Source organism: Glutamicibacter sp. AGC46 (assembly GCF_053543715.1).
In genome coordinates this window covers 209,109-214,406 of record NZ_JBLVOJ010000025.1, presented here as the reverse complement: position 1 = coordinate 214,406, position 5,298 = coordinate 209,109, and the positions used below count along the sequence as shown (strand labels likewise).

The window sequence follows — 5,298 nt, the reverse complement described above, 5'->3', positions numbered from 1 at the left end:
GGCCACCAGCAACAAGCATAGGCATAAAAGGACTAGAACAATTGCCGCCAATTGGTTTTAGCCAGATTCAGCAGCTCGTCGCCACGCCCGGAGAGCACGGTGCGTATGGCATACAAGGCAAATCCCTTGGCTTGTTCCAACTTGATTTCCGGTGGCATCGACATCTCCTGGCGGTCGGTCACCACATCCAGCAGCGCAGGACCGTCATGGGCCAGGAATTCTTGCACCGTGGCTTCAAGCTGCGCCGAATCATCTACCCGGTAGCCCTTGAGCCCCGAGGCGGTAGCCACGGCCCCGAAGTCGGGGTTGTGCAGATCGGTGGCGTAGGTGACGAACCCGGCGGCCTTCATTTCCAGTTCCACGAAATTCAGCGAGGAGTTGTTGAACACCACGATCTTGATCGGCAGCTTGTTCTGCGTGGCGGTCAGCAGCTCACCGAGCATCATGGCCAATCCGCCGTCCCCGGCGAAGGCGATAACCTGGCGCTGCCGGTCAATTGCCTGGGCGCCCAGGGCATGGCACAGTGCGTTGGCCATGGAACCGTGGTTGAAGGAGCCGAGCACCCGTCGCTTGCCGGTCATGGTCAGGTAGCGGGCTGCCCAAATCACCGGGGACCCCACATCGGCGGTGAAAATCGCATCCTCATCTGCGTGCTGGTCGATCAGCCGGGCCAGATACTGCGGATGGATTGCAGCACCCGGCTTGGAGGGCGTGGCGAGCTCGTCGAGCTTCGTACGGGTCTTGCGGTAATGCTCCACCGCTGTCTCCAGGTGCTTGCGGTGGGTCTGCACCGGCAGCAGCGCATCCAGTGCCGCCGCGGTGTCCTTCACGGTGCCCACCAGCGGGATGTCCACCCGGGTGCGCTTGCCGATCTGCTCGCCGCGGATATCCACCTGGATGATAGTCGCGTCCTGCGGGTAGAACTGCTGGTAGGGGAAGTCGGTGCCCAGCATCAGGAGCACATCGCATTCGGCAATCGCCTTGGCGCCCGAAGCGAAACCCAGCAGGCCCGTCATGCCCACATCGAAGGGGTTCTCGTACTCGATATGCTCCTTGCCTCGCATCGCATGCACGATCGGCGCCCCGAGCTTGCCAGCCAGCGCGATCACCTCGTCATGGGCTCCTGCCACGCCCGCACCAGCCAGAATGGTGACCTTGCGCGAGCCTTCGAGGATCTCCGCGGTGCGCTCGAGCTCGTCTTCATTGGGCAGCACCCGCGGGTTGGTCTTGGTGATTTCCTGGGTGGGCGTGCGTTCCATCTCCGCCAACGCGACATCGCCGGAAATCACCAGTACTGCCACGCCGCGCCTCTCGATGGCCTCGCGCATCGCAATGCGCAGCATGCGCGGCATCTGCTTGGGATCGGAAACCTGTTCGGCATAGACCGAGCAGCCACGGAAGACTTCCACCGGGTGGGTCTCCTGGAAGTAGTTGGAACCGATCTCCTCGGTAGGGATGTGCGCTGCAATCGCCAGCACCGGCACGCGCGAGCGGTTCGCGTCGTACAGCCCGTTGATCAGGTGCAGATTCCCCGGACCGCAAGAGCCGACGCATACCGTCAGCTCTCCGGTGATTCCGGCTTCGGCCGCCGCGGCAAAGGCAGCGGCTTCCTCATGGCGGTGGTGGATCCATTCGATCCGCCCGTTCTCCCGCAATGAATCGGTCAAGCCGTTCAGGGAATCCCCCGGAAGGCCGTAAATCCGGCGCACTCCCTGGGTATCGAGCTGTTCAATCAGGTGGTCGGCTACGGTAGGCAAAACATTCCTCCTGCACACAATTTTCCAGTGGGACTATTCTTCACCCTACTGCGCCAGCCACCTTGTGTCATGGGTTTTTGACGCTGCCGAAGGTTCCTCCCAACACACCGGCAGGTGGCGCACGCAACGAGCGCTGCCTACCGGGCAACGCCGGCTACCCCGCACCGGTGCACCCAGGTCCACCGCGCCTTCTTTCCCGCCGTCCCGGGGCCTGTGGGCGAAGCGCGCCGCGGTGGATCATCGATGGGAGCCAGCCGTGGTATCCAACAGCATGCGCCGGCTCAGCAGCATGGCCAAGGGAGCGGCCGCCGCCAATGCCGAGGCCGCGTAGAGCACCCGCGCAATCACGGTGCTGCCGACGCCTAAGGCCAGGACGCCCTGGATGAAGACAAGGCAGAGCAGCGCCATGGGATGCGACACGGTCCAGGCCAACACGACCCAACCGGCCAGCAGCAGCGGTCCTCCGGAGAAGAGCACCAGGCCCGGTCGCCGATCCGATAGCCGCCCTGCGCTGGTTACGCCGAGGAAGGATCCGAGCCCGAACAGGACCAGCGCGGCCCAAACCCATCCCTCGGCCACGCCGGCGGTGATAGCCGCAACCGGCGCAATGAAGGTGAACGCCGCGAAGGTGCCCCCGTTGACCAGCGTTCCCAGTGCCATGGCCAGGATGAGCGGCCGCGTGGCCAACTGGCTCAGTTCGGCACGCACCGCGTCACCGCCGGGTGGACCGGGGCGCTGCCCGCCATTGGATAGGCTGGAAGCTGCAGCAGAGAACTTCAAGGAGAGACGATGCCCGAACCGCGCCGCATGGCCAATACCACCGAGCTGGCCGCCGGAAAAACCAACGGAGCGATCTGGAAGCTGGAACCCGGGCAGCGCGACCTCGACGCCAACGTGATCTCGCTGGCCCCGTCCGGAGAGATCGGGGAGCACCAGGGCCCGGAGCTGGACGTGGTGCTGCACGTCTTCGCCGGCTCCGGGGTGCTGCATACCGCCAGCGGATCCATCGAGCTGGCCATCGGCGACATCATCTATCTGCCCGCCCGCTCCCAACGGCGCTTCGTGGCCGGCGAAGCGGGCCTGGGCTACTTCTCGGTGCACCAGCGCAAGAAGCGGGCCGGGCTCATGCCCGCCCTGCGTGGCAGCTAGCTCCAGGCCCCGGTCTGGATGAAGCGCTCCAGCTGCGCGGCGTAGGGCTCCAGGTCCAGGCCCTGCTCGGCCACCCACTGCTCGTTGTAGTAGGTGTTCGCGTAGCGCTCGCCGGAGTCGCAGATCAGCGTCACCACCGAGCCCTGCTCGCCGCGTTCGAGCATCTGGGCGATGATCCCGAACGCCGCATAGAGGTTGGTCCCGGTGGAGCCGCCGGCAAAGTAGCGGGTCTTGGCGCGCAGGAAATGCATGGCTGCCAGCGAGGCGGCATCGGGCACCTGCACCATCTGGTCGATTACCCCGGGCACGAAGCTCGGTTCCACGCTGGGCCGGCCGATCCCCTCGATGCGCGATCCCTGCCCCGTCGCGTAGCCCATGTCCCCGGTGCGCCATCCCCCGTAGAAGGAGGAGCCTTCCGGATCGCCCACGCAGATCCTGGTTTCGTGCCGCTTGTAGCGCGCATAGCGCCCGAAGGTGGCGCTGGTGCCGCCGGTCCCGGCACCGACCACGATCCAGCTGGGGATCGGGTGGGCTTCGGCGGCCATCTGCGCGTACACCGACTCGGCAATGTTATTGTTCCCGCGCCAATCCGTCGCCCGCTCGGCATAGGTGAACTGGTCCAGGTAGTAGCCGCCGGTTTCGGCCGCCAGCGCGCGGGCCGCCTCATCGACCTGGCCGGCCGCGTCCACCAGGTGGCAGCGCCCGCCGTAGAACTCGATCAGCTCGATCTTCTCGCCGCTGGTGGATTTGGGCACCACCGCGATGAAGTCCAGCCCCAGCATCCGCGCGAAGTAGGCTTCGGAAACGGCCGTGGATCCGCTGGAGGCCTCCACCAGCGTGGTGCCTTCGCCGATCTTCCCGTTGACCAGCCCGTAGAGGATCAGCGAGCGTGCCAGCCGGTGCTTGAGCGAACCGGTGGGGTGCACCGACTCGTCCTTCAAATAGAGCTCGATCCCCCAGTGGGCGGGAAGTTCGAAGCGATGCAGGTGGGTGTCGGCGCTGCGGTTCGCGTCAGCGTCGAGCAGGGAAATGGCACGGCGTACCCAAAGATCTGTCATGGCTCCACTCTAACCGTGGCGAACGGTTTTAACCCTTGGCGGCGTGGTACCTTCGGAATCGTGAAAAGAAGGCTGGTTACCGGCGGTTATGCCGCCATCATCCTGCTCGGCTTGGGCTGGGCGGCGTGGGCGGTGCTTTCCGCCGCCGGGCTGGAAACACTCGCCGGCGGGTGGATGGGGCAGGACGCCACCGTCACCTCGGTGCCGCGCATCGGGCAGCTGCCCTGGTTCGGGCTGATGGCCGCAGTGGCGTTCTATGCGATTTGGCAATGCATGCCGCAGGAACGCACCGGGTTCCATCGCCGGCTGCGCCCCTGGGTGCTCGGCGCGGTGCTGTGCAATGCGCTGTGGGTGGCGTTCTTGGAGCGCGACCGCATCGGCACTTCGCTGGTGTTCGGCCTGCTCCTGCTGGCATTGCTGATCCGCATCGTGGTGATGATCGGCAAGACCCCTGCCCTGCAGCAAGTGGACCGGTGGATTACCCGCGCCAGTTTCGGGCTGTTCGCCGGGTGGCTTTCGGTGATCGTGCTGGCCGAAACTGTCGCCTTCGCCGCCCTGTCCGGGGCCGACGCCAGCTCCCTGATGTTCAAGGGCGCCTGCGCCCTGTCGGTGCTGCTCCTGGCGCTGTTCCTCAGCGCGGTGAGCTTCAAGAATCCCATGGGGATCTACCTGAACGCCGGCGCGCTGTGGGTGATCGGCTGGATCATCGTGGACCGCTACACCGGCCACGCCACCTCTCCCGGGTTTGCCACGGTGCTTTCGATCGCGGCGATCCTGATGCTGCTGTGCCTGCTCAGCGCGCTGCGGACCCGCATTCGCAAGCTGCGCCCGCCCGCAGCCTCCCAGTAAATTCCCAGTTCGCAGTCAGCGCAACGGCGCGGCCTTGAGTGCCCACCCCCGGCTGGCTAGGCTGGGAGCTGAGACCTCAAGGTCCACCAGACTCAAGGTCCATCAGAGAGGAACAACATGTCGAAGACTGCCAAGAGCTTGAAGCAAGTTGAAAAGTCGCTGGCGAAACTCGCCAAGGCTGCCAAGGAAGAGCTGCCGAAGGAAATCCGTGGCGGCTGGAACGAGGCCGTCTCCGGTGTCAACACCGAAGCCATCAGCAAGGCCGGCGCCAACCTGATCGAGAATGTCGGCGGGAACTCCAAGGCCGCCAAGCGTGCCCGCGCCTCCGTGGAGAGTGCTGTGCAGGTCGCGCAGAAGAACCTCGGCGCCCAGGACAAGAAGTCCGGCAATGGCGGCAAGTTCCTGGTCATCTCGCTGATCATCGCCATCGTGGCCGCGGTCGTGATTTCGCAGAAGAAGAACTAGCTGTCAATCCCGAAGGCGTG

General features: G+C 65.1%; 5 protein-coding genes and 1 pseudogene. 3 read left to right on the top strand and 3 right to left on the bottom strand.

What is annotated here, in order from left to right; all coding sequences use genetic code 11:
• Positions 1-32: 32 nt before the first annotated feature.
• Together poxB and ACNPM8_RS15970 are read right to left on the bottom strand one after the other, a co-directional pair.
• Entirely contained in the window at positions 33-1,757 is a 1,725-nt protein-coding gene (gene poxB, locus ACNPM8_RS15975) for a ubiquinone-dependent pyruvate dehydrogenase (RefSeq protein ID WP_448940192.1), read from the bottom strand.
• A gap of 318 nt (positions 1,758-2,075) precedes the next feature.
• Positions 2,076-2,462, bottom strand: a pseudogene (locus tag ACNPM8_RS15970) (Cmx/CmrA family chloramphenicol efflux MFS transporter); the annotation flags it as partial.
• 84 nt (positions 2,463-2,546) lie between these two features.
• On the opposite strand from ACNPM8_RS15970, the gene ACNPM8_RS15965 reads away from it, so the two are divergent.
• A complete protein-coding gene (locus ACNPM8_RS15965; RefSeq protein ID WP_105658528.1) occupies positions 2,547-2,906 on the top strand; it encodes a cupin domain-containing protein in 360 nt (119 codons plus the stop codon).
• Here ACNPM8_RS15965 and ACNPM8_RS15960 read toward each other — a convergent pair.
• Positions 2,903-3,964 (bottom strand): PLP-dependent cysteine synthase family protein, encoded by a 1,062-nt coding sequence (locus ACNPM8_RS15960; protein WP_332488758.1) that lies wholly within the window; start codon positions 3,962-3,964, stop codon positions 2,903-2,905. The genes ACNPM8_RS15965 and ACNPM8_RS15960 overlap by 4 nt on opposite strands.
• 60 nt (positions 3,965-4,024) lie before the next feature.
• Here ACNPM8_RS15960 and ACNPM8_RS15955 point away from each other — a divergent pair, with 60 nt between their 5' ends.
• Positions 4,025-4,813: a hypothetical protein gene (locus ACNPM8_RS15955; RefSeq protein ID WP_448940191.1), complete on the top strand. Its 789-nt coding sequence runs from the start codon at positions 4,025-4,027 to the stop codon at positions 4,811-4,813.
• A 117-nt stretch (positions 4,814-4,930) separates the two neighbouring features.
• Positions 4,931-5,278 (top strand): hypothetical protein, encoded by a 348-nt coding sequence (locus tag ACNPM8_RS15950; RefSeq protein ID WP_448940190.1) that lies wholly within the window; start codon positions 4,931-4,933, stop codon positions 5,276-5,278.
• Positions 5,279-5,298: the final 20 nt, after the last annotated feature.